The sequence below is a fragment of the Parendozoicomonas sp. Alg238-R29 genome (assembly GCF_947331445.1).
In the GTDB taxonomy this organism is placed as follows: domain Bacteria; phylum Pseudomonadota; class Gammaproteobacteria; order Pseudomonadales; family Endozoicomonadaceae; genus Sansalvadorimonas.
The window spans coordinates 1-21,192 of the sequence record NZ_CAMZOG010000057.1 but is presented as its reverse complement, the minus strand read 5'-3'; the positions used below and the strand labels follow the sequence as shown (position 1 = coordinate 21,192).

15 protein-coding genes are annotated in these 21,192 nt (G+C 47.2%); 7 read left to right on the top strand and 8 right to left on the bottom strand.

The annotated features are described in order from the left end of the window. Positions 1 to 54: 54 nt before the first annotated feature. The 4 genes from QMA35_RS14185 to QMA35_RS14170 all read left to right on the top strand — a co-directional run bounded on the left by QMA35_RS14185 (position 55) and on the right by QMA35_RS14170 (position 4,370). Positions 55 to 624, top strand: a complete 570-nt coding sequence (locus tag QMA35_RS14185; protein ID WP_281647813.1) for a DUF4124 domain-containing protein — start codon at positions 55 to 57, stop codon at positions 622 to 624. 188 nt (positions 625 to 812) lie between these two features. Further along, positions 813 to 2,021: a nitrogen regulation protein NR(II) gene (gene glnL / locus QMA35_RS14180; protein ID WP_281647812.1), complete on the top strand. Its 1,209-nt coding sequence runs from the start codon at positions 813 to 815 to the stop codon at positions 2,019 to 2,021. Next, entirely contained in the window at positions 2,018 to 3,484 is a 1,467-nt protein-coding gene (glnG, locus tag QMA35_RS14175) for a nitrogen regulation protein NR(I) (RefSeq protein WP_281647811.1), read from the top strand. The genes glnL and glnG overlap by 4 nt, the downstream gene beginning before the upstream one ends. A 115-nt stretch (positions 3,485 to 3,599) precedes the next feature. Then, positions 3,600 to 4,370, top strand: coding sequence for a fimbria/pilus periplasmic chaperone (locus tag QMA35_RS14170; protein ID WP_281647810.1), 771 nt, complete (start codon positions 3,600 to 3,602; stop codon positions 4,368 to 4,370). Here the strand turns inward: QMA35_RS14170 and QMA35_RS14165 are convergent. From QMA35_RS14165 to QMA35_RS14130, 8 genes are all read right to left on the bottom strand, one after another. Beyond that, a complete protein-coding gene (locus QMA35_RS14165) occupies positions 4,351 to 5,154 on the bottom strand; it encodes a hypothetical protein (RefSeq protein ID WP_281647809.1) in 804 nt (267 codons plus the stop codon). The genes QMA35_RS14170 and QMA35_RS14165 overlap by 20 nt on opposite strands. Positions 5,155 to 5,288: 134 nt before the next feature. Beyond that, complete coding sequence (locus tag QMA35_RS14160; RefSeq protein ID WP_281647808.1) at positions 5,289 to 7,943, bottom strand: TcfC E-set like domain-containing protein; 2,655 nt, start codon at positions 7,941 to 7,943, stop codon at positions 5,289 to 5,291. Continuing rightward, the gene (locus tag QMA35_RS14155; protein ID WP_281647807.1) at positions 7,940 to 8,551 is read right to left on the bottom strand and encodes a hypothetical protein; all 612 of its coding nucleotides are present in this window, start codon (positions 8,549 to 8,551) and stop codon (positions 7,940 to 7,942) included. The genes QMA35_RS14160 and QMA35_RS14155 overlap by 4 nt, the downstream gene beginning before the upstream one ends. Positions 8,552 to 8,698: 147 nt before the next feature. Further along, on the bottom strand, positions 8,699 to 9,214 hold the full coding sequence (locus QMA35_RS14150; protein ID WP_281647806.1) for a hypothetical protein: 516 nt from the start codon (positions 9,212 to 9,214) through the stop codon (positions 8,699 to 8,701). Positions 9,215 to 9,648: 434 nt separating this feature from the next. Next, positions 9,649 to 11,010: a DUF1329 domain-containing protein gene (locus tag QMA35_RS14145; protein ID WP_281647805.1), complete on the bottom strand. Its 1,362-nt coding sequence runs from the start codon at positions 11,008 to 11,010 to the stop codon at positions 9,649 to 9,651. A 12-nt stretch (positions 11,011 to 11,022) separates the two neighbouring features. Next, on the bottom strand, positions 11,023 to 12,819 hold the full coding sequence (locus QMA35_RS14140) for a DUF1302 domain-containing protein (RefSeq protein WP_281647804.1): 1,797 nt from the start codon (positions 12,817 to 12,819) through the stop codon (positions 11,023 to 11,025). A 276-nt stretch (positions 12,820 to 13,095) separates the two neighbouring features. Continuing rightward, entirely contained in the window at positions 13,096 to 14,301 is a 1,206-nt protein-coding gene (locus tag QMA35_RS14135) for an acetyl-CoA C-acyltransferase (protein ID WP_281647803.1), read from the bottom strand. A gap of 54 nt (positions 14,302 to 14,355) precedes the next feature. Continuing rightward, positions 14,356 to 15,819 (bottom strand): carotenoid oxygenase family protein, encoded by a 1,464-nt coding sequence (locus QMA35_RS14130; RefSeq protein WP_281647802.1) that lies wholly within the window; start codon positions 15,817 to 15,819, stop codon positions 14,356 to 14,358. Between the two features lie 229 nt (positions 15,820 to 16,048). Here QMA35_RS14130 and paaN point away from each other — a divergent pair, with 229 nt between their 5' ends. The 3 genes from paaN to QMA35_RS14115 are packed head-to-tail and all read left to right on the top strand — an operon-like array spanning position 16,049 to position 21,068. Further along, on the top strand, positions 16,049 to 17,740 hold the full coding sequence (paaN, locus tag QMA35_RS14125) for a phenylacetic acid degradation protein PaaN (protein ID WP_281647801.1): 1,692 nt from the start codon (positions 16,049 to 16,051) through the stop codon (positions 17,738 to 17,740). Positions 17,741 to 17,759: 19 nt separating this feature from the next. Next, entirely contained in the window at positions 17,760 to 18,998 is a 1,239-nt protein-coding gene (locus tag QMA35_RS14120; RefSeq protein ID WP_281647800.1) for a thiolase family protein, read from the top strand. A 3-nt stretch (positions 18,999 to 19,001) separates the two neighbouring features. Beyond that, the gene (locus tag QMA35_RS14115) at positions 19,002 to 21,068 is read left to right on the top strand and encodes an AMP-binding protein (RefSeq protein WP_281647799.1); all 2,067 of its coding nucleotides are present in this window, start codon (positions 19,002 to 19,004) and stop codon (positions 21,066 to 21,068) included. The last annotated feature ends 124 nt before the right edge of the window (positions 21,069 to 21,192 follow it).

The following is a 21,192-nucleotide window of genomic DNA, read 5'->3' as shown; positions in this document are numbered from 1 at the left end:
CACCCCTCAACCATTACCATTGAGAGAAACAGGATAGAAAAATAACGAGATATTATGAGCGGGTTAACAAAAGTTCTTACAGCAGGAGCTGTTGCCACATTTCTAGTTTTAACCCCAGTGCAGGCTGAGGTTTACAAAACGGTTGATGAAAATGGCAATGTTATTTTCACAGACAAAAAGCCCAAGAATAAGCTGTCTGAAACCGTTGAGATTGGGCCAATCCTTACTCTTCCTGCCACTCCGGTGAAGCCCCGCTCCCTCACCAGGCCCAAGAAGCAAGAATCCGCTGTCTACAAATCTGTGATGATTACGTCTCCTGAAAATGAACAGTCTTTTCAAAACCCGGTGAGCATAACAATCACAGCCAAGGTTTCCCCAGCACCACAGGGTGGCCACAGATTCCGCCTTCTTGTTGATGGCCAGGTTGAACAGGACAGCGACGCCCCCTCTTTTGAAATCAAGCAGCCCAGCCGGGGAGCCCACTCAATCAAGGTTCAGGTGATAGATGCTCAAGGGAAAGCTCTGATTTCAAGTGAAACCAGCACTATATATGTGCATCGCCACAGTGTGCTCTTTAAAAAGCCAAAAACACCGGGGGAAGTAATCATCCAACCAATCGGATAAATTTTCCGAAACCCAAATCGCACCAATCTGGTGCACACATCTTTCCTGTGTCACAATCCTTGTTCTAGTAAGGGGCAGCAGTATCATTGCTGCCTCTCGTTCTACCTGACCTATAACAATTCCAAGCACTATTAGTGCATTCAGCGTAGGTCTGGTTTGTTTCTTGCATTTACATGGACAGAAACATAATGACACTTTCAGACTGTGAATCCGGACAGGTAGCAAAAAGAGAAACCATGCAGGATAAAATCCTTGAAAACCTGACAACTGCCGTACTGGTTTTCGATCAGAACCTGAAAGTCCGGTCTATGAACCCTGCCGCCGAGGCAGCACTGGCGCTCAGTGACCGCCGGGTACATGGCCTCTATTGTGAAGAGCTTTTCCAGGAAGATGCTTCATCTTTGGACAATATCCGCAATGCCCTGAAAACCGGAGCCTGCTACAACAAACGGGAAGCCCAACTATTGCTGACCAACGGCAACACTCTGGCAGCAGATTACTCCATCACCCCAATCACCTCCGGCAATGAAACCAACCTGCTGATGGAGCTTCAACCTCGAGACCGGTTGCTGCGTATTCGCAAAGAAGAAACCATCAAAGCCAAACAGGAAACTGCCCGGATTCTGGTGCGCGGATTAGCCCATGAAATCAAGAATCCGCTGGGTGGTCTCAGGGGAGCGGCTCAACTTCTGGCACGTGAACTGCCCAATGAAGAGTTACAGGAATATACAACAGTCATTATCGAAGAAGCCGACCGTTTACGTAACCTTGTGGACAGAATGCTTGGGCCAATCAAACCACCAACCATGAAACCGGTGAATGTGCACGAAATTCTCGAGCGTGTTTGCAGCCTCATTCATGCCGAAACGAATGGCGCCCTTCAGCTGGTCAGGGATTATGATCCCAGCATCCCGGAAATGAATATTGATGCCGAGCAGATGATTCAGGCCACCCTGAATATTATCAGAAACGGCATGCAGGCCATCTCACAGGCTATGCCTCTCAGTGACGGTACAATAACTTTGCGCACACGCATTCTTCGTCAGTTCACCATCGGCAATACCCGACACAAGATTATCTGCCGGGTGGACATTGAGGATAATGGCCCGGGTATTCCTTCAAATATCATGGAAAACATTTTTTACCCAATGATCAGTGGGCGAGCCGATGGTTCAGGTTTAGGGCTTTCCATCGCTCAATCCATTCTCAGTCAGCACAGCGGGATTATTGCCTGCGAGTCGGAGCCTGGTAAAACCCAGTTCTCACTGTTCATCCCCTTCGAAAACAAAGCTAACCATGGCCTGGAAATGCCAACCACTAATAATAAAAATGCAGGTATTTCACAAATTAAGAACGGTAATAATAAACAAAAATCTGCAGGAGCACTCTTGTCATGAACACGAGTATCAGTGGAGGCAACAACCCTACTGGGCACGTCTGGATAATAGACGACGACCGTTCTATTCGTTGGGTACTGGAACGCGCACTGACTCAGGATGGCGTAAAAACCACCTGCTTCGAAAACGCAGATGACGCCTTATCCCGCCTCAGAACTCAGCAACCCGATGCCGTTATCAGTGATGTACGTATGCCCGGCACTGATGGTTTGGCTTTGTTGAAAAAACTGAGCGAAGACTTTCCCGGTTTACCAGTCATTATTATGACGGCTCATTCTGATCTTGATAGCGCTGTAGCCTCCTACCAGGGTGGTGCCTTTGAATATCTGCCCAAACCTTTCGATATAGATGAGGCTGTCAGCCTGGTAAAACGAGCGTTAAGCCACGCTCGGGAACAACAAATACAACACCCCGAAGGCAGCAGTTCCGAAACACCGGAAATCATTGGTGAAGCACCGGCTATGCAGGAAGTTTTCCGGGCTATTGGACGACTCTCTCAATCTAATATTACGGTGCTGATTAACGGTGAATCCGGAACCGGCAAAGAGCTGGTTGCCCATGCTCTGCATCGTCACAGCCCAAGAGCAGCGAACCCATTCATTCCTTTGAATATGGCTGCCATCCCCAAGGATCTGATTGAGTCAGAACTGTTTGGCCATGAAAAAGGCGCTTTCACTGGAGCCAATCAGCAACGTCGGGGACGCTTTGAGCAAGCCAATGGCGGCACACTGTTTCTAGATGAAATTGGTGATATGCCTGCGGATACCCAAACCCGCTTGTTACGTGTACTGGCTGATGGGGAGTTTTATCGAGTTGGAGGTCACACACCAGTATCCGTCGACGTTCGTATAATCGCCGCCACTCATCAAGACCTTGAGAATCTTGTGCAGGAAGGCGGTTTTCGGGAAGACCTGTTCCACCGTCTTAATGTGATTCGTGTTCATCTGCCACGTCTGGCAGATCGTCGGGAAGATATTCCTTTGCTGACACGACACTTTCTGGATAAGGCAGCCAAAGAGCTGGAAGTTGAATCCAAAATTCTTCGTCCAGAAACTAAAGAGTTCATGTGCAGTCTGGACTGGCCCGGCAACGTTCGTCAGCTGGAAAACACCTGTCGCTGGTTAACAGTTATGGCATCAAGCCGTGAAGTGTTGATTGCCGATATGCCACCGGAGTTGATGGCACAACAAAATGAACCAGCCGCCGGCAACAACTGGGAACAGGCTTTACGCAACTGGGCCGATCAACAGTTAGCCAGAGGTGAAACAGCCTTGCTTGATCAGGCAGTTCCGGCTTTTGAAAGAATCATGATTGAAACCGCTCTCAAGCACACATGCGGCCGTCGCCGTGATGCGGCCAACCTTCTTGGCTGGGGGCGTAATACTCTCACCCGCAAGATCAAAGAGCTTGATATGGGTAGTGATAAAATTGACAGCGATGAAACCCTGGAGGAAGTCATTTAAGTCGCTTCAATCCACACATACCGCTTCTGCCCCTATTCTGTGGGCAGAAGCTACCACCCTCACAGCTATCTCTGTCTACACTGAACGGCTTAAATCAAATAGCCGGAGATACTTCATGGTTCGCAGCCATGTGCAGTTCACGTTCCTGTGTTCTCTGTTCATTTTTAGTTGTTCCACCAAGGCAACTATGTCGGTCAATCGTATGGTGGTCTATTTCGAAGCAGGGCAATTACCTCGTCAGGATATTCAAATCACCAACCCGGACAATGAAACTCTGTATCTGGAAACAGAGGTATTTAAAGTCATCAACCCCGGAGCCACTGATGAGACTTTGAAAAAAATAACGGAAACTGATCAGATAAAGCTTCTTGCGACTCCACAAAAAGCCGTTATCCCGGCTAATACATACAAATCCATCCGTTTAATCAGTCTTGAAACACCACCAAATCTTGAACAGGTTTATCGGGTTACCTTTCGCCCGGTTCTAGGAGACATGAAAGCTACGCGAAGCGCTATTAAGGTTTTGGTTGCTTATCAGGCTCTGGTATTTATTCGACCAGCCAAAACACGAAAAGAAGTCACCCCTGCAAGAGAGAAAAACACTGTCGTATTCAAAAACACAGGCAATATTAATGTTGTTTTACGAAATACACATTTTTGCAAAAGAAATGAAAATCGAGATTGCTCTCCATTAAAACAGAGTGGCCGCATCTACCCAGGGCAGGCATTTCATCTGACACTTCCAGAAGAAGCAATAAGGCTGGGAGGCTCTATTCGATATGGACTTTTTGATGGTCAGGATGAAGTTTCAAAAGTATTTCGATTAAACTCTGGCGCTCAGCCATCAAGAGTCAAAAAAGTGAGTACTAACCAGCACGAACAGTAACAGTTAACACATCGGTATATGTATCAGTAGGAACAGAGTGTAGGTCGCGATAGTAAATCTCTACCCGGATGGTCGCATTTCGATTATTTCCACAATCGGGATACCGACTACCCTGGTACCGAGAGGGTAGCTGCCTGCCCCGTTCAGTTGAATACCAACCACTTCGCATATCTTTGAAGCTGATACGATAGTTCATTCGCTGATTAACTGAACTACTTAGCTGGAAACGCCCCCCCGGATTGTTTTGACCATCCAGTTCCATCCGATACCAGCCGCCATTGCTGGAAAATACACAGAACTTTGTTTCCTTCCATAACCAGCCGCCAGATAAATCCCGATAATAAAGATCAACATCATCAAGAGCGCTTATTTTCACTGTCTCAGGTATTTCGACACTCACCCTTACTTCGATGCTATCAAAGTGCCTGACTTTACCTATCCCCTCCCCTGCAACCCAGAAAGAAATTAAATGACTGCCTGCTTCAAGGTTTTGCAGTTCGCTTTTCACAAAATTAAAAATCAGTTGCCCATCAGCATATCTATTTGTATTTGTTGATAAGGAGCCTGCGCTCCAACGTCCGGGAACAAGATCTGCCTGCTGGCCATTCTGTCGCCACTCAACACGATCTCCAAAATAACGGCGAAGAATGCCTGCCGGAAAATTTCCTGGTACAGAATAAGCTCCATTATTTTCTCTTTGCTTTGACCCGGGGTAAGTATCGGAAAGTGCCAGGCGATATTGCTGACCAACACATTCCGGCCGACACCTGCTTCGAAAGTGCACCCCTACAACAAGCCTGAGGCTGTTGTCATTTTCAGGGTTCCAGCTTATCCGCGGAGCATCCACAGATTTAAAATAAAAAGACGCGAAAACTGTCCATGGAAAGCATAGAAAGATTAAGAGACATAATCGCCAGATCAACCTTGTCTCCTCATTCCCAACCGATACACACAGGGCCTGAATAGAAGAGGATAAGTTCGTGAGGCAGCAATACAGACCAGAACGTTAGCCATCATTGCAGTTTGGTAAAAGTCAGATAACGCCTCATTTAAAGCCGGTTTTTGTGTTTGTATTATTCGACTTCTGTATGGGAACGATACAACACTGATTCCCATATTCACCACATCTTTCAACCCGATACTTTTTTTATCAGGTTGAGGAATCGGGAGTATTTGTAATAAGGCACCAAAAATGTCAACTTCCAATTCTTTGACGTCAACGGGCACTTCCAGCTGATAAATGCCTGACTTATCTGTGACTGTCCGCTCATGGCCACTTCTTACTACTGCCCCGACTATTGGCGTGTTCTCTATAGAAAGGAGTTGACCAAACAGAACTTTTGCGGGCTGAACATTAAACGACTGCAGATTAACATTGCCAGGATATAAGGTGACCTGACGCTCTTCTTCGAGAAAGTCATAGATTCCCAGATCAGCTCCATGAATACCTATGCGGTAAGTTGCATAGGGCTCCAATGGTATAACCGTAGCAGCGCGACCTTTGGTGTACCCTCTCTTCTGCCCATCCACAGAAATACTAAATACAGCGTGATTATCAACACCGTCTATCTGCACCACCACAGCACTGCGACCGCTGTAGTCACCGCCAATGGAAAAATACCCTGAAGTCCAGGTAAAACTCGTCGCAAGCCCCATAACCCACGAAGAAGTTGAACCGCTGCCTTCCCAATTATGATCGACAGCCCCCGTCAGTTCTCCAAGACGCGAACGAACCCGAAGGTTACCACCGACCAACTGCTCACCGGAGCGAGCCTCTCCCCAAAGGCTGGATTGAATATTATAACGATCCTCTCTGTTGTCAGAGTAAGAGAGGTTATAGCGTGTTGAACCTGAGCCACTCCATCCGCTATTTTGGTCACGGCTACGTTCGTATTTAGGGGAGAGTGTGTGATTGATACGACTCTGGCGTAATCGAAAATCAAGCCCGGCTAATACTCGATGATCACTGCCTGCCTTGGTCACTTCACACCGCCCTTCAATACTGTATCTATTATCCTGAATAAGCCTTTTTAAATAGCTGAGGGTGTGGTTGTTATCGCCTTTAACCGTATCTGTTGAGTACTGGCTAAACCGGTATTGCAAATGCCCCTGCCAAAGCTGCGTGGATAGGGTTCCATAGAGGCTTTTGCTGTTTCTTCCAAACAGAACGGGATCGGGAGATTGATTTCCTTTAGAACGCAGCTTTCTATAGATCAATGATGCGAGCCACTTATCCATCGATAGGCGTATATCGACATTGATTCCATGATCTCCGTGATCACTGATAAGAACAGAAGGCATTAGCTCCCAGGCTTCACCAACATACAGTGCTCCCGGCTCAACTAGCGCAGCATAACGACTGGCTGCTGCACTGACAGTGGCGCCATAACTATTCCTGAGTCTTCGACTGAGTCCTGCTCTTGCCAACCAGTTGTCGGCACTTTCCGGCCATAAACCCCGCTTACTCCAGCTCATTAGCCTGCCTGCTTCAGCAAACCATAAGTTGACACCTTCCGGAGCAAGACCAAAGTGACTGACATAGAACCGGCTCTCATCACTGATGGTCTGATTACCATCGCCGTATACCCTGACATTGATTGTATAAGCACCTAATGGGAAACCATCAGTATTTAGCTGATGACTGCCAGCGTCCAACAACCAGGATCTCAGCAATATGCCATCACGAAAAACATCCACACGCCCACGTACCGGAAGATACACATCCAAAGGAGTTGCGCGCCCTGAGTTCAAATCTGTACGCGTATTATCTGAAATACTTGCATGAACCCCGACAATCGGTCGATCAGGTGTGAAGGAAAAACCGAAACCAGATGTAAAAAAATAGCCAGCCCGTATATCCTGCCCCTGAAAATCTCTTTCAATATATAGAGAGGCAATACGACCCCCTTCGCCACTGGCAACATCCCACTCAGAGGCTAATGACAGTTCTCCAACTCCCACAGAAGTCGTCCCATAAAGAACTTCTCTGCTACCTCCCTGATTAGACCCGGATACAGAAACATTCAGAGACTGCACCAGTCCAGGCGCATTAGATGATGCAGCTGGAAGATACTGCCTTGAATTCATGCCATCCTTACCAAGAAATTCTGGTGCAATAAAAACCCTGACCCGAAAGCTCTTGTCATCAAAAATCACCCCTGCGACTTTTGGTTTGAGCCAGCCACAGTTTTCTTCCCCCGAATACAAACAAACCTTATCTGCATTGTTTTTTAAACGCCCAGTCAATGCAGCAAGAACCATTACCTTGTTGCTGATATTCGGAATTTTATCTACTGCAAGATTGGGATCAGATAAGGTTATTGTTTCTGGTGAAATGGTCGCCATCATGCTCACCAGATGACGATCACCATAATAAATATCCACCATGGTATGCCAGGGGTTAATTAAGACTTCGAAGCCTTCTGGTGGCCCGGCGGCAGCAATAAAAGTTTCATTGCTATAGCTGCGCTGAATTTCTGAAAACGCTGCTAGAAGTAAAATCCATAAAAAAGTAAAACGATAAGGTGCTCTCTCGCTCTGAAATCCATCGCAGCTCACCAGAAAGACAATCACCCAGCTTTAACCGTTAACATCAAAGTGTCAGTGTATACACCTTGATTGGCATCCTTAAATGACCCGGAGTCGAGCGTCACTTTCGCGGTAACATTTGCTCCTGAACAGGCAACAAAAGGGTTGGGTGCACTTCCTGTCGCGGGGCTGAAGACCTGGCTTGTTCCATACTGAGAGAACGTTGCTGTGGTCCCTCCCGTCGTTGCCACTTCCAGCGTATAATTCACATTCGTTGCTATGGTGCCAGCACTTGCTTCCCTTAAAGCCAGATTGCCACCAGTTCCCGAAGCGGAATCAACTGCCAGAGTAAATTTCTGATCATCTTGATTGGAGTAAACACAAAAAGACATAGAAGAAGGAGACGGAACACTGGAACTAGGAGTCAGTGTCCCCAAATCAATATTATTCAGCCCCCATATCTGATAAGAAGCACTGATGTTCATGCAGACCTGGAACTGACCGACAGATGTCGCCCCCAACTCACACTTATTGTCGGCTGAACTATCACAGGGGGTGAACGAGCAATCGGCCCACAAAACAGCAGGCAAAACCAGAACTGTGCCCACCAACCACCTCACAACATATTTGAGGGCACTATATTCTAATCTCATAACCACCTCTCGCATAAATCAAGCCCGCGGGGAGATTAGCAAAGGAGCAGTCACTGTAAGAAAGAAGAGAAAGAACTACATAAGTAAAAGTAAATAACCTAAAAGAATATTACCCTCCCTATTGAAACGACAAGGTACTTCCATTAACTATTCTGGGCTCAGGGTTACGGTCACAATATCAGAGTAATTACCGGCCACTAAATCCACACTATTTTCCAATAAAAGCGCCCACAGCCGTATATTGGCATCACTTCCACAGTTACTATCTGGCTTAATTGTCTCTCCCAATCTGATACTCAAAAATTGCCCAGGAATAAGATCATGCCAGACCGGATCGCTGCTAGTTTTACGAAGCCGTAGCCGGTAAGGTATCTGAATACCTCCCGGACCACTTAAGTTCATGTTGTTCTGGCTAACAACAGACACTCTCCCTGCCTGAACAGAGCTATACCCACATACCAGCTGCTGGGCTCCATAAACTCCACCCGAACCTTTCACCAATTCAAGATTTTTTAATCCCCAAACCCTCAACTGCTCATCAGAGTGCAGGGTAATTTTCACATCTCCTGATGATTGCGTTCCCTGCTGGCAGGATTGCCCGGTACAAGACGGGTACACACAGTGAGGAATAAAACACAGCAAAACCAAAAGCCATCTGTACATTTGCACCCACCCGCTGGCTCAGAGCAGTGAGGATAGCTTTCTCTGCGTTATCCACAAAACAGCTTTATGACCTGATGAAGCTACGGGTTGATGTGTTTGTTATTGAACAGGAGTAGCTGGATAATCACGATCGCCACAAAGACACACGTCATTTGCTCGGTTATCAACAAGGCAAACTTGTTTCTTGCATGCGCCTGTGACCACCGAGTTTAACTTATCCTCAGATCAGCCTGGGAAGAGTAGCGACGTTGCAAGAAGCCCGTGTGGGGGGGGAAGGTTTCTGAAGAATACCTGGAAGATGATATTCCTCATATTGATATGACTCTTAATTTATAAAAAAATACAGTTATAAAAAATACAGTTATAAAAAGAGCTGCACGGTATAATACAGCGCAGCCCTTTTCATTTTCAGCTTTATTCAAACAACCAGTGCTTTACTTACCCGCACGGCGCAAGGCTGCTGGAGTAAAGGTACGACGCTTAGGGCTGAACTCATAGTTCACAGGTTTGGTTTCTTCATTAACCAATCCCATGGCGATATAACGGCCAGACTGCAGGTCATATAAAACTTCTGCAGACATACCTGTTGTCTGTGGACCACTCACGAAAGTGTGGTGGCCTTCAGCAACACGCCACAACTGGCCACGACCGTCATAGTGATCTACCAGAACAGCCTGCCAAGAGTCTTCATCCAGGAACATAACCCGCTTGCCATAAACGTGGCGAGCATCGTCCTTCAAGGTTGCTTCAACTTCCCAGACTCGATGCAACTCATAGCGGGTAGCAGCAGGATTAATGTGCCCCTTCTTGATCAGGTCATCATACCTAATGTCCTTGGATGCCAGACGGTAAGCATTGTAAGGAACGATCATTTCCTTCTTGCCTACCAGCTTCCAGTTGTAGCGATCCGGCGAACCATTAAACATGTCTACATTATCGGAAGTACGGGTACCTTCTGCTGCAAAACCAGGACCATCATAGGCTACTGTTGGAGCACGACGCACGCGACGCTGACCAGCGTTATAAGCCCACGCCCGACGCGCCTCTTCTACCTGGTCAATTGTCTCATGAACAAGCAGAACATTACCGGTCATACGAGCTGGCGACAGAGCCCTGCGCATAAAGTAGAACAACACGTTATTGTCCTGCTCGGCATCAAAGCCCTCCTGCAGATAGGAAGGGAACACCTGATAATCATGCAAACGTACCGGTGTATAGGCGCCACTGCTCTGCACTACCATCTGCATACTAAAGGCTTCATAAGCCCCGCCCCTGAAGCGCGTAAGGTGATTCCAGACAGCTTCCAATCCGTTCTGAGGAACAGGGAAAGGCACTGTTTCATCGAACTTCACCAAACCGTTACCACCGGACTTTAACTCGGCCGTCAGGGCATTCTTCCTGGCTGAGCGATAAACCTTCTCGGGATAACTTACTGCACGACGACTTTTGTACACCGGCACTTTATAAGTTTCAGGATACTTTTTAAGCATCGCCGTCATACCGGGCGAAAGCTTGTCTGCATACTGATCCATATTGGCTGCAGTAATGATATAAAGCGGCTTGTCGGACGGAAATGGGTCAATCAGGAAACCATCAGCATCCTGAGTTTTGATCAGCTCGCCCTTCCAGGCTGGAATACTGCCATCCGCATTACCTGCCAAAGTTGCCCCTACAGGAGTTAACTCTTTCCCTAACTTTGCAGCTTCTTTTTCTGATACCGCAGCATGGGCACCAAATACCGACAGCCCACCAGCAACAGCCAGAGCAAGAGTCAGTTTTGTCATTGTTCTTTTCATCTGACTTTTCCCTTAGAAACTCATACCAAGATTAAAGGACGCAAAATCCCGGTCTTTTGTTGTGTTGTACTTGCCACCCCAGTATTTGGTCATCGAAAGGCCAGCCGTGTATTTGCTCAGGTAATCCGCATTCAGAGCCAAAGTCAGCGCCTGACGACCTTCAAGGAAGGTGCCGTTAGCAGAAAAACCATTCACATCATGGGAATAAGCAACGCGGGGTTTCAGGTTTATACCGGCAAATACATCGTTATACTCCAGCTGACCGAGAACGCGGTAACCCCAGGAATCCGTGGTTACGAAACCTTCATCGGTACACTCACTGGCTGTAAGGTTAAGCGAACCTACAACTTCATTACAGAATCCTGACTTTTCGCCTAAACCATAAGCAAATGCCCGCCCATAGCGATGTTTATCAACTGATGGCAAAGAACCCGTATGCGAGAAGCCCACCTCACCCAACACTGTTAAGCGACTTGCTCCCATAACCTGCTCAAAGAAACGTGCAACTGTAACTTGAGCTTGCAGCAGCTCCATCCGGTCATAACCAGCGACTTTGTTACCAGATCCTGCTGCAACAGCACGCTCATTCTCAAGACTCAATCCAGGAACGGCACCGTTGGTCAAACCTGCCAATAAACCTTCAACAAGGTTGAGCTGAACCGGCGCATTCGGACGATAACTGATTTCACCAGATACAGAATAATCACCGGCAGACGTTGAAAAACTTAACCCATACAGGCGGATATCTTCCGGATACTCAGCCAAGTACTGTCCCCGGTAAAGAGGGTTATTACTGGGCACATTAAATGCGCTAAGAATCGGCGTACGGCTGTGATAATTAATAAAGTAAACGCCGAATTCTGTGTCATTTAATTCGGGGGAGTAATATCTGGCAGATACACCAAACTGGCCACCATCACTGGGGGTTTCATCAGCTAAACGATTCAGCCTTGTGGCAGGGTTCGCAAAAGCTAACTCATCGGTCAGGCCGGGAGTATTACCACCGATAGTTGCGAAATTACATCCACCACCAATAAGGTCTCCGGAAGAGAAGAATGTGCCGCAGCCATCAAGAACAGTTTTTTCCCATTCCAATTGATAGAAAGCTTCCACACTCAGGTTATCCGTCAGTGCCAGATTGCCATACATCATATTGACCGGCATCAGGCCTTCTTTAATTTCTGCCCCCGGACGTCGGAATGCGCTCACGTCAACGGGATTAATCTCGTTGATACCACCGCGGATAAATGTACTTTCACCCCAGCTGACAACCTGACGACCTAAACGCAAGTCGGCTGGTACGTTGCCAATATCAAAGGCTCCATACACATAGGCGTCTAGAATTTCGGCACCAGAAAACTTAGCCAGATCATCAAAGTGGGAGTCATCCAGCTTTTTTGATGTGCGGCTATTGCCATAACCGGTGGGGAAGTGACCATGCTCAACATTCTTATTGTTAAGGCGATTGTCGTACCAGTATTTACCCCGCAGGAAAACGCCATAATTTTCATAGGTTAAAGAGAGATCGTGCACACCTTTGAAAATCTCTGAGAAGGTTTCACCCTTTTTGAAATTGAGCTTGCCGTCATCACTGGAGCTACTGTAACCCGTACCACCATTACCAACAGCCACGTTAGTAGAGTTTGGATCTTCAAGGCCCCAGCTGGCACCAATAGAAAGCTGGGAGTTAAAACTTCCTTCAATATCTCCATGATTGAACTCAATAGCCCCGGCCTGTTGGGATACCGCCAATGCGACAGCAGACGAGAGCATCAGTGGGCGAACGCCCCTGAGTGTGGTGTGTAACATAGAGTTTTTATCCCCTTGTTTTTATTTTTATGGGGTGTCTCTTGGCTAAGCCAGAACTGCGACACAGAAATCACTCCGAGACGGAATGTTTCAAACGCTTTATTATTTTTGCAACAACCTTAGCCTGTTCTTGTTTTTATAAAATGGCCAGATTTGTTAAATATCGTTTACAAAATATGACCTATTAGACAAACCAAATAGTCATTTCCGTCAATACAAAACCTCTTTCTGAATAAAAAGTCAAATTCTAGCGGTACTTTAATTTGTGTTTCTTCGTTACGCCCCCAACCTCTCTATAAGAATTGCACTCCCGGCACCAGCGGCACCACTACTGGCAGCAACTCCCCAACGTAAATCTCTACGCTCCATCTCCTCCAGAAGGGTTCCAGCCAGTATTGCTCCTGTCGCACCTAACGGATGCCCCAAAGCAATACAGCCACCATTGACATTGAGTTTTTCATCCGGGATTTCCAGATCCTTCTGAGCTTTCACAATCGTAGCTGCAAATGCTTCATGAATTTCAAACAAATCTATGTCGCTGACACTCATACCCTGTTGATCCAGAAGCTTTTTGGTAACGGCTACGCATCCACTGACCACCAGATTACCATCATCATTCACGTTCGCGAGGGAGGCTATGCGAGCCTTGGGCTTTTTATTCAGTAGCTTCCCAGTCTTTTCGGAACCTACTACAACCAGAGCCGCTCCATCGGCCATCGCTGGAGAGTTGCCTGGTGTATGAACATGAGACATAGCATCCAGTTTGTAGGCCTTTTCAAACAACGCATCCATCCCAGCCTTTCCAAGCTTTTCGAAAGATGGCGATAACGCAGACAATGCTTCTTGAGTAATATCCGGGCGATTGACTTCATCCTGCTCAAGGGTGATGTCTTTCACCGGGTTAGTCACAGGAACAATTGAAGTAAAATGTTCTTCCTTTTGAGCCTGTAATGCTTTCCTCTGGCTGGATAGAGCAACTTCATCAACATCATCGCGACTTACGCCGTATAGGGAAGCAATCAAATCTGCCCCTATCCCCATAGGAACCATGCCCACTTTGGTTGCCAGTGCAATATCCACAAATGGTGCAGGCTTATCAGACATCATGGGCACTCTCGACATCATCTCCACGCCACCGGCGATCACCAGATCATCAACACCAGAGATAATCTTCATAGCGGCAATCTGAATAGCATCCATACCCGATGAACAATAACGATTCACTGTTAAACCTGGAATCGTTCCCGGCCAGCCGGCATTTAACGTTGACGTTTTCGCAATATTACCAGCCTGCTCTCCGTGTTGTGTAACACAGCCAAGAACAACATCGTTCACATCTTTCGGGCTTACACTCCCTCTGTTTTCCAGAGCCTTATAGAGCGTCGTCAGAAGATCCAGTGGGTTGATATCATGCAATCCACCACTCTCCTTGGCGATACCTCTTGGTGTTCTCACCGCATCGTAGATATAGGCTTCTGTCATCTTTTTATTCTTTTGATTAATTACACATTTCAGATTGCTTAACGGTTTTGAAAGTCACCAGCCTTCCATGGTTTCAGAAAGAATGTCTCCGGGTGCCCAGCACCCGTGGAAACCACTGGGAACTTGCTGAGGAAGAATAATCCTCGCTAATGGCCCCTTATCCACATCTTTAGCATCGTAAATCTGGAACTCTCCCCGCTGCTCCTGAAGATCATTCACAAGAGTGACAACATAACCATCATCTTCACCCTGAGAGTTATCTCTGGGAGCAAAAGCAGGCTCGGAGCCAAAACAGTCATCGCCAAACTTGGTACGCTGAATCGTTCCCTGCTCGATGTCGTATTTCACAATACTGTCGAACATGGTTGTCGGTGCATCCGCAAAACCTACGTGATAACTGAAACGACTCTTGCGGCCATAGTAGCGACTGTTAATAACCGGGAATTCCGTAAAAATGTCATGCATCGGCTCTTCTTTCGCCTGACCGGTTTTCAGATTAAAACGGTAACGCACGTAAGTAGGGTCAATCTTCAACCAGGCCAGCAAATTACCGTATGGCCCGGGTAGAGAACTGGTTGGTTCTGGTGTATGGGTTTTGCAGGCATCCATAACAATTTCATCGCCTTCTTCCCAAGCGTTGATCATGTGGTAGATGTACGTGGGATCACACTCAAACCAGCGGATAGCACTTCCATCCCCATAGCGTGGAATAACGCCAAAGCGCGAAGGCAGTTCAGGGTAGAACTCCACCTTTTGAATATCTTTCTTCAAAAGTTCCGGATTCCAGAACAAAGGGAGATCCATCAGAACGGTATAGTTTTCTGTAATCGACAAAGTATGGGGCAGGCGAGGCCCGGGAAGATCAATCGCGGTAAAGTGTTTTAGCTCACCCGTTGGTGCCAACACACCGTAAGTCATATAGGGAGCCGTGGTGCCGTAGTCGAAGAAGATCAGCTCACCAGTATGTTCATCCACCATTGAGTGAGCAGAAAGACTTCTGGCACCCATACCTTTTAAGTCTATCTTGCCGGTTGTTTCCAGTGTTTTAGGGTCAAGCTGATAAGCTTCTCCGCACTGGTAAAACATGCTCAACAGTTTTCCATTGAACAAAACCACATCGGTATTGGAGGAATCTTTCAAACCACCATTAGAACCCCAACCCTGAAGGTTACGATCTGGCCGATCAATCAGCCCTGGCCAAATCGCTTTTTCTGCTTCAGCTTCCCGCTTTAAGCCATCCGTTTGTACCCAGCGGTTCCGATAAGTTGCCTGACCATCACGCACTTCTACACCATGCATCATGCCATCACCATCAAACCAATGATAAACACCTTGAGGCTGCCAGCGCTGGTTAGGGCCATTACGTAAATACACACCAGTCAGGTCTTTTGGTATTTCGCCAATCACTTCCAGCTCATTGGCTACAATTTCCCGGGAAATGGGAGCATGGGTATTTTCAAGATATGGGTTTCCGCGGGTATCCAGTACCCGGGAAAGTTCACTGAGAACGTTAAGCATGACAATGCCTTCTTATTGTTTTTATACATCTGTTTTTATACATCTGCTTTTATAAATCTACGAATACTCATTTCGTCGAAGAAAGTAGCTTTCATTAATAGACTAATATAGATTTCAAAAAGGATTCAACACTTAAGAAAGTTAAAATGTCTATATTTTGAAAGCTTGAAATTCAACATATGAATACTTAGTCTTTTAACGAAAGCCATTAGTCTAAAGAACAATAAGAATGTCTGCCTACTTTACCAAGCACCAGGAAACACTGGAAAAAGCACTTGATGCCTGTACCAAGCGCTACGCATGGACTGCTTATCCAGAAAGCCCAAGTAGCAAAATTCATGGCCATGAACCTCCAGCCACTGGTAAGAAAAATTTTCAGGACAAGCTGAACCACCCTTTTCCATTTACCACTCCAATGCCGGGAGTATCTGGTGAAACCGGAGCAGAACTTTCCCCCTACACCCGTAAGCCTTTAGGCATCACCTACCCAAAAGTTGATACCGAAGAGTTATTCTCAGCGGCGACTTCGGCAATGGCAGAGTGGAAAAAAACCGCCACGGAAACACGTGTTGGAATCTGCATGGAAATTCTGGACCGGTGTGCAGAGCAACTCTTTGAAAATGCCCATGCCACCATGCACACCTCCGGGCAGAGTTTTATCATGGCCTTTGCTGGCAGCGGTGCGAATGCTTTGGACCGAGGGCTGGAAGCTTTGGTGTATGCCTACAAAGCGATGAAAGATATCCCTGAGTCAGCCAGCTGGGAGCGACGCTTTGGCAGTGATGGTACCGCCGCTCTGGAAAAAGAATTTCGCCTTATGCCGGTTGGCGTAAGCGTCGCGGTTTGCTGCGCAACCTTCCCACTCTGGAATGGTTACCCGGCACTTATGGCCAGCCTGGCAACAGGCAACCCAGTCATTCTGAAACCTCATCCCTCAGCAATTTTACCAGTCGCTCTTGTTGTTGAGGCCGCACGTTCAGTGCTGAAAGAAGCGGGTTTTGATGCCAACCTTGTCACTATGGTGGCAGATACCCGTGAGCAACCTGCAACCCTGCCTCTGTTGCAACATCCAGATACAGCCATTATTGATTTCACTGGCAGCCCAACCTTTGGCCAGTGGATAGAAGACAACTGTCGTCGCGCCCAGGTTTATACAGAAACGGCGGGCTGTAATTCCGTTGTGATTGAGTCCACAAACAATATCAGAGGTATGACCAAAGCTATCGCCCACTCGCTTTGTCAGGCCTCTGCACAGATGTGTACCAGTGTTCAGAACATACATATTCCTGAGCAAGGCATTCTGGTGAATGGTGAACAGGTCAGCTTTGACGATGTTGCCGAAATGCTTGTCAGCGCCGTTAACGAACACCTTGAAGAACCGAAGATGGCCGCTTTCCTGTGTGGGACGTTGGTGAATGATGAAATTTACTCAACACTTGATCGTATTGAGGGGCAAGGAAAACAGCGAGGCAAAATTCTGCGGAAATCCAGTCCCTATAATCACCCTGAATTCCCGGATGCAAGAACGGCCACTCCGTTAATGATTGAAGTCACACCGGGAGAGAAAGATATTTATCGGAGCGAGCTGTTTGGGCCTGTGTCTTTCCTGATCAAAGGAAAAAATGCAGATACCTGTCTGCAGGAAGCTACAACCGATGCTAAAGAGTGCGGCGCCATCACCTCACACGTTTACTCCACCAGCGATGATTTTCTTGAGAAGGCACAAGATGCCTATAACGATGTGGGAGCCTCTGTTGCCTGCAACCTGATGGGCATGCCCATCAACTTTGCTGCTGCATACAGTGACTTCCATGTCACCGGCCTTAATCCGGCAGGTAATGCCTGCTTAACCGATCTTGCTTTTGTTACCCGGCGTTTTCGAGTCGTACAAAGAAAGAAACCTGCTCTAAAAGAGCAATAACAACGCTGTAGGCAACAAAATGACAGATGTATTTATTGTCGGTATCGCTCATACCCAACTGGGCAAGTTTCCTGAAAAGTCAGTAAAAAATTTTACTAAGGAGGCTGTGCTGGATGCTCTCAAAGATGCCAGTGCAGACATCACCGATATTCAGGCAGCATGGTTTAGCAATACACGACAGGGGGCATTGGAAGGGCAGAATACGATTCGTGGCCAGTGCGCTCTTCGCCCACTGGGCATTCAAGGCATTCCTGTTACCAATGTTGAGAATGCCTGTGCTTCTGGTTCTACAGCATTATTGCAGGCGGTGGCACATATCAAAGCTGGCATGTGCGATGTTGCGCTTATTGCCAGCGGCGAGAAAATGTACTTCCCCAACCAACGGGACAAAATGTTTAAAGCCTTCACCGGTGGAACAGATATCTACCGCCTTGAAGAGTTTCGCGAGTCGATCTCTGGTATGGGACATTCGTTAATTCCTCCAGAATTTCAAAATCAGGACACCGGCCAACGCAGTTTCTTTATGGATAGTTATGCTGCCTTGGCACGGCTACATATGGAAACCTATGGAACTACCCAGAAGCAGATTGCACATGTTGCTTCTAAAAACCACCAGCACTCAACACTTAACCCTCTTGCCCAATACCAACATGCGGTAAGTGTTGAAGACGTGCTCAGCGAACGATTAGTAAGCTGGCCTCTGACTCTACCTATGTGTGCACCTATTTCAGACGGAGGCGCAGCCGCTATTGTTTGCTCAGAAAAACAACTGCACCGGTTCAACAAAAATCGGGCTATTCGTATTCGTGGTATAAGCCTGGTCAGTGGATCAAACCGTCCCCTAACAGATTTCCATAACCATATTGGTCGGATCGCCAGCCTGCAGGCTTATGAACAAGCGCAGCTCGATCCAAAAGATATTGATCTGGCAGAAGTGCATGATGCAACGGCCTATTCAGAAATCCAGCAAATCGAGAATCTGCAACTGTGCCCTATCGGAGAGGGAGGGGCTTTCACCGAACAGGGCCATACAACGCTTGGTGGCAAAACGCCGGTCAACACATCTGGTGGATTGGTTTCCAAGGGTCACCCTGTGGGTGCCACAGGCATTATTCAACTCCATGAGCTGGTGACGCAGTTGCGTGAGGAAGCCGGAGCGAGACAAGTGGAAAGTGCACGTATTGCCGTGGCTGAAAATGGTGGCGGTTTTTATGAGTGCGAAGAAGCTGTCACCGTTGTCACTGCGCTTGAAAGGTGAACTATGAATAACTTCTCAAGCCCTATTGACGCTCTTTACCAGGGCAAAAAAATAAACCCTCACGGTATAGCCGTGAGGGATTCCCATGGGCAATTCACATACTCAGAACTTGTCTCGCAAGTTGAATCTCTGGCGCAAGGCTTACAAACTATAGCACCACACAATTTACGAGTTGGGCTCTGCGCTCAGAACCATAACAATCATGTTGTCGCATATTTGGCAATTCTTGCTGCAGGGTTGGTTTGGGTTCCCATCAATCCCAAGAATGGTTTATCGCTGAATAAAAACCTGATCAAAAAGGGCAATGTTTCGCTAATTATTGCGGATCAAAACAGTCTCAAAGAATTACCTGATGGGCTGCATAAGATCTTACATCTCGGCTCATCAGGTTCGCCACAACAACCCAACTGTCAGGAGTTGATTCAGCAGTATAAAGGGTCGCCGTTTCAGCCAGCCAAAATTTATCTTGAAACCGTTATGGCCATAAAGTTTACCGGCGGTTCAACAGGGGAACCCAAGGGTGTTATGCAAAGCTGCGGCAATATGCTGGCCGTGATGCAGGGGTTACATGAGCTGTATGATTTTCAAAGCTCCGATCGCAATCTTGCCGTGGCACCTTTAACACATGGTGGCTCCCACTATGTGTTGCCTGTGCTGGCCGCAGGTGGCAGCCATATTCTTCTTGAGCAACCGGATATCAGCAGTATTCAGAAAGCGTTCCAACAGCAGAAAGTTTCTGTCTGCTTTATGCCGCCTACATTAATTTACAAACTCTTGGATGCGCCAGAAACAACCGCTGAAACCTTCCCCTGTTTGCGACATTTAACCTATGGCGCAGCACCTATGTCTGGTAAGCGTATCCAGCAAGCTCTGGATCTGTTTGGCCCCAAACTCTCAACCGTTTATGGGCAAACAGAAGCGCCACTACTGATAGCGGCTCTTACACCCGAAGATATGGCGACTCCAGCTCTACAAGCTTCTGTGGGGAAAGCCGCAGCCAACTGCAAAATTGCGATTTTAGATAAGCATCACCAGCCTGTGCCTATGGGAGAAACCGGTGAGATAGCTGCTAGCGGTAACATCGTGATGCCCGGTTATTTGGATCAACCAGAAAAAACATCCCACGCTTTTGTTAAAACATCTCTTATTAACCAACAGCCGGAGCCCCCATGGTTACTTACCGGAGATTTGGGATACATCAACGATGATGGCTATCTATTTATAAAAGGGAGAGTCAGTGATCTGATTATTTCCGGCGGTTTTAATATCTATCCCGCTGAAGTTGAAAACGTACTGACCGCTATTCCTGAAATAAGGGAAGCTGTCGTATTTTCAGTTGAAGACGATTACTGGGGCGAAAGGCTCGAAGCGGCTGTTTGCCTGAAGCCTGGAATTCAACTTACCGAACAGGCGATACGAAACACTCTCAAAGAAGGTCTTGGTGCCGTCAAAACCCCCAAGCACATTCATATTCTTGAATCATTGCCAAGAAACCCTGTTGGAAAGGTGGTGCGAAAAGATATCCAACAACTGATCTATCCACAGTCAAAAACACGCCAAGAGCAACAACGCCAAAAAGCACTACGCCAAAAAAGCACTGCGCAAGGTAACCGGATGATCACCGAATCGACTGACACACGACGTTTAATTAAAGAGATGTCTGGCCTTGAGCGGCTGGAATACTTTGAGTCCCTGGAGCAGCGTTTTGGCATGGCCGATAACCTAGGCTATAAAGTCCTTAACTACAGAGAGGGCTACTGGTCATGCACTTACACCCCAAAAGAGCACCATGTAAACCTGATTGGCTCTCTGCATGGCGGCATTATTGCCAGCTTGCTGGACACCGCTATGGGTTCAGCAGTTATGACAACATTGGCTGTTGGTGAGGGGCATACCATGACGGATTTGAACGTGAAATTCATACGTGCAGTGATGGATTCAGAAGAACCACTTATTATTGAAGGCCAGATTGATCATGCCGGGCGACGGATGTTCACCACAGAAGGAACCATGAAAACCTCTGATGGGAAATTGGTTGCCAGAGCCATAGCAAACGCGATAAGGCTATGAGCAGCCAACACAAGCACCCGTACAAACGACCGTACCTACAAAAATAAGGGGCTTTCTCAGGTTGGCTGAAGAAAGTGAGGGGTTGAAACAGAAATAGCCTTCAGGCAAAGATTGATTTGAACGG

Bases quoted from the DNA above. Each gene is read 5' to 3' on its own strand.
- QMA35_RS14135 (WP_281647803.1), bottom strand. From the start codon at position 14,301: ATGACAGAAGCCTATATCTACGATGCGGTGAGAACACCAAGAGGTATC.
- QMA35_RS14145 (WP_281647805.1), bottom strand. From the start codon at position 11,010: ATGAAAAGAACAATGACAAAACTGACTCTTGCTCTGGCTGTTGCTGGT.
- glnL (WP_281647812.1), top strand. From the start codon at position 813: ATGACACTTTCAGACTGTGAATCCGGACAGGTAGCAAAAAGAGAAACC.
- QMA35_RS14185 (WP_281647813.1), top strand. From the start codon at position 55: ATGAGCGGGTTAACAAAAGTTCTTACAGCAGGAGCTGTTGCCACATTT.
- glnG (WP_281647811.1), top strand. From the start codon at position 2,018: ATGAACACGAGTATCAGTGGAGGCAACAACCCTACTGGGCACGTCTGG.
- QMA35_RS14120 (WP_281647800.1), top strand. From the start codon at position 17,760: ATGACAGATGTATTTATTGTCGGTATCGCTCATACCCAACTGGGCAAG.
- QMA35_RS14115 (WP_281647799.1), top strand. From the start codon at position 19,002: ATGAATAACTTCTCAAGCCCTATTGACGCTCTTTACCAGGGCAAAAAA.
- QMA35_RS14170 (WP_281647810.1), top strand. From the start codon at position 3,600: ATGGTTCGCAGCCATGTGCAGTTCACGTTCCTGTGTTCTCTGTTCATT.
- QMA35_RS14130 (WP_281647802.1), bottom strand. From the start codon at position 15,819: ATGCTTAACGTTCTCAGTGAACTTTCCCGGGTACTGGATACCCGCGGA.
- paaN (WP_281647801.1), top strand. From the start codon at position 16,049: ATGTCTGCCTACTTTACCAAGCACCAGGAAACACTGGAAAAAGCACTT.
- QMA35_RS14140 (WP_281647804.1), bottom strand. From the start codon at position 12,819: ATGTTACACACCACACTCAGGGGCGTTCGCCCACTGATGCTCTCGTCT.
- QMA35_RS14150 (WP_281647806.1), bottom strand. From the start codon at position 9,214: ATGTACAGATGGCTTTTGGTTTTGCTGTGTTTTATTCCTCACTGTGTG.
- QMA35_RS14155 (WP_281647807.1), bottom strand. From the start codon at position 8,551: ATGAGATTAGAATATAGTGCCCTCAAATATGTTGTGAGGTGGTTGGTG.